This is a genomic window from uncultured Thiocystis sp. (genome assembly GCF_903866365.1).
Classification (GTDB): Bacteria; Pseudomonadota; Gammaproteobacteria; order Chromatiales; family Chromatiaceae; genus Chromatium.
The window spans coordinates 1-2,969 of sequence record NZ_CAIPNF010000043.1 but is presented as its reverse complement, the minus strand read 5'-3'; the positions used below and the strand labels follow the sequence as shown (position 1 = coordinate 2,969).

2 protein-coding genes are annotated in these 2,969 nt (G+C 56.2%); both read right to left on the bottom strand.

Translation table 11 applies throughout. From position 1 onward, the window contains the following. Nucleotides 1–193: 193 nt before the first annotated feature. Nucleotides 194–853 carry a VPLPA-CTERM sorting domain-containing protein gene (locus QZY07_RS02385; RefSeq protein ID WP_295399501.1) on the bottom strand — a complete coding sequence of 220 codons (660 nt, stop codon included), beginning with the start codon at nucleotides 851–853 and terminating at the stop codon, nucleotides 194–196. Between the two features lie 774 nt (nucleotides 854–1,627). Continuing rightward, on the bottom strand, nucleotides 1,628–2,969 hold a 1,342-nt coding region (locus tag QZY07_RS02380; RefSeq protein ID WP_295399500.1), incomplete at its 5' end, for an alginate export family protein.

Below are 2,969 nucleotides of genomic sequence, written 5' to 3'. Positions count from 1 at the left end.
GTTCGACAACGACAACGACAACGGGGATAGTGTTGTTGGGGTGAGGGACGAACCCCAACCTGCCACCGCGCGGGGAATAAAAAAACGCCCCCGGTCGAATGGCCAGGGACGTTGAGGGTCTGCCGTTCGGCATCCGTGCCTGACGATGCGTGGATGTTGGGGTTCACTCTCGTTCACCCCAACCTACGCGGGCTTAAGCTTCCTGGGACTTGCGACGGTAGCCGATGCCAGCCACGCCCATCAGGGCCGAGCCGAAGAGCCAAGCAGCAGCGGGTAGTGGCACAGGTGTTCCAGTGTCGTAGAAGCTGATGTGAGAAAGCCCCTTGCCACCTAAATATTCCTTGGTGGACCATGTGCCGCTAGTTGTTCCAGCAGTTACCTCGAAGAAAAACCAGTCCTTGGATTTGACTGCAATTTTTGTTGGAAACAACACATCAGATGATGAGATTCCAGTCACTTTAGAAGGGTCAAAGGACCATGTTCCAGCGATCCACTCTGTTTTGCCGCCCTCTGTTTTAGTTTCAGTTGCTGTTACAGTAAAAGCTGAAATGTAATTGCCATCAGAATTGCCATCCTCCCATTTCTTTCCATTAAACTCAAACTTGGCAAGCGAAGGAGAGCCATTCAGATCACCAGAAAACGGATCATTCTTTGGATCTTCGTAAGCCTGATTTGGATTGTAAGTGGTTGCAAAGACTGAGCTAATTGGCAGAGCTAGGCCACTAAATAATAGAGCAGCCATCGCTAACGATTTCGCTGATCGATTTCTGACATTGTGGTTTTCAATAGTCATCGTGAATACTCCGAGTGAAAAAATTGGAAAAATCGTGAAAATTTCGGTTAATTCTTTCAATCAAGCATTTCGATTAACTGGCGCGACCAATAAGCCTTAATCAACGTCTTGCCGCATCGATAAACCGAAATCATCCGACGCTTGAATCCTAACCGCGAACCTCCCCGAGTCTCAAGTCGGTAGAAATACTCAATTCTCCGAGTGCTTGCCAATTGGGTTCGGGGTCACCGTGCGTCATCCGTGGACTTCCAGACGCCGGATCTTGAGAGCTTTGCGCGGTTTAATCATGCATTTTATGCGCCAAGAATAAAATTCTTGAAAATCAAAGACTGGCTTAAGGCGCCAAGCTCTGACTGTCACAGAAATATTACAGATAAAATCTCCTTGAATTTCCTCATTTATTAAATATCAATTGCTTAGCATGAAAAACTGTCACATTTCTGTGACGTTCATTTTTGTGACACTTGTTAAACCGTGCCCAGCGCGATCAGCGATCTTGCTGGCTTGAACTTGAAAAGAGTCGTTGAACCGCAATGAGCACAAAGAACGCAAAGGATTGCAATGTCTTGCCTCGATGCGTGCATGCACCGAATGGGTGACTGACCAGCGCATGACAATCCTTTGTTTTTCTTGGCGTCCTTTGCGCCTTTGCGGTTCATAACATCGAATTTTGATCGAAGCGACCTCGGCCGCACCGACAGGCATCGGGACAGGCGGGTGATGTCTTCGTCGCGGGCGCCTTCGCGCGGACATTCAGGGAGATGCGGGGGCGAATGAATTCGCCCCTACGCAGGTGCCGCTTTCCGTGGGTTTCGAGCGGATCGGCGCGAACCTCTACCAAGTCAAATTCAACTCCGCCCGCACAAAAAACGAATCGTCGCGCCGACTCGCCGCGTAGTAATTCCCCGGTGCCAGATACTCGGCGACCAGATGTCCGGCGACGTGCTTGCTAAGCTTGGTCTTGACCCAGCCGGTGAAGAGGTGTCCGCGAAAATCGTCCTCGCCGCTGATGTTCGCCATCTGGGCGGCGGTGCGGGTACTCATCTCGTTCGCCCAGAGCGCGTGATAGTCGACCAGGATCTGAGTGGTGGGATGCACCTGCGCGATCCAGCCGACATTCAAGCGCGTCAGGTTAGTGGCCTCGCCGACGCGGCTCTCCAGCGGCCATTGATAGATCATGAGTTCGCTCCACTGCGGCCAGCGGCCCCACAGCGGATCGAACGCCTGAGTGCTTCGGCTGTCGGGGTCGTCGCCGGAGAGATATTCGAAGTCGGCGTGAAGCTGATTCTTCAGTCGGTCGTTGAGGCTGAAGGTCAGGCGGCTGTTGAGGCCGAGGGCGCTGAGGTCGCGCCGGTTGCGGGTGCCCCATTCGTAGACGGTCTCGGCGCGTAGCGCCAACTGCGCGTTGAGCTTGGCGTCGGCGCGCGCCCCGGCCGCGTAGATGTCGCCGGTGTCGGATGGGGAGGGGAAGGGCGCGCCATTGTTGACGCGGAGGTTGGTCGGCGGGCCGGAGGTGATGTTCTCCCGGTCGTGCTTGTAGAGGAAATAGCCGTCCAGGACGGTGTCTTTCAGCAGCGATTGGTTGCGGGCATAGAGGATCGCGCCGGTTTCGTTCTGTTCGGTCTGGTCCTCGACCTCGCCGTTCAGCGCTTGCGGGAAGCGCCCGGTGTCGGCGCTCTGGTCGATGTAGATCAGATCCAGCGTGGTGCCGAGCGATTCCAGGGCATAGGTGGCGCGGGCGGCGTCGAAATAGATGCTTCGCGAGCCGTCGATGGGCGAACCGTCCAGCACCAGCCAGCCGTTGCCCAGGATGATGTCCTGGCGGCCCAGTTTGGCCGAGAGCGGCAGGCCGCCGATCCGTTTGGCATCGATGGTGAGCTGATCGAAGAGGACGCCGCCGCTGTACCACTGTTCAAAGCCGGGGAAGCTGTAGTTCGACGGGCTGGGATCCTGATAGTGGCGCCCTTCCCACATGAGCCGGGCGCTGGCCGAGAGTTGATCGCTTACGGCGTAGGAACCCCAGAGGCGCGTGCGATAACGCTGGAAGGTGCGGTCGGCGGTGGGGCTGGCGGCGTTCAGGCCGACGTTGTCGACGTAGACCTGGCGCAGTCGCAGATCCGCGCCCCAGGTGAAGGGTCCGACCGTTTCCTCGGCCGTGGCGGTCGAGCAGGCGAGC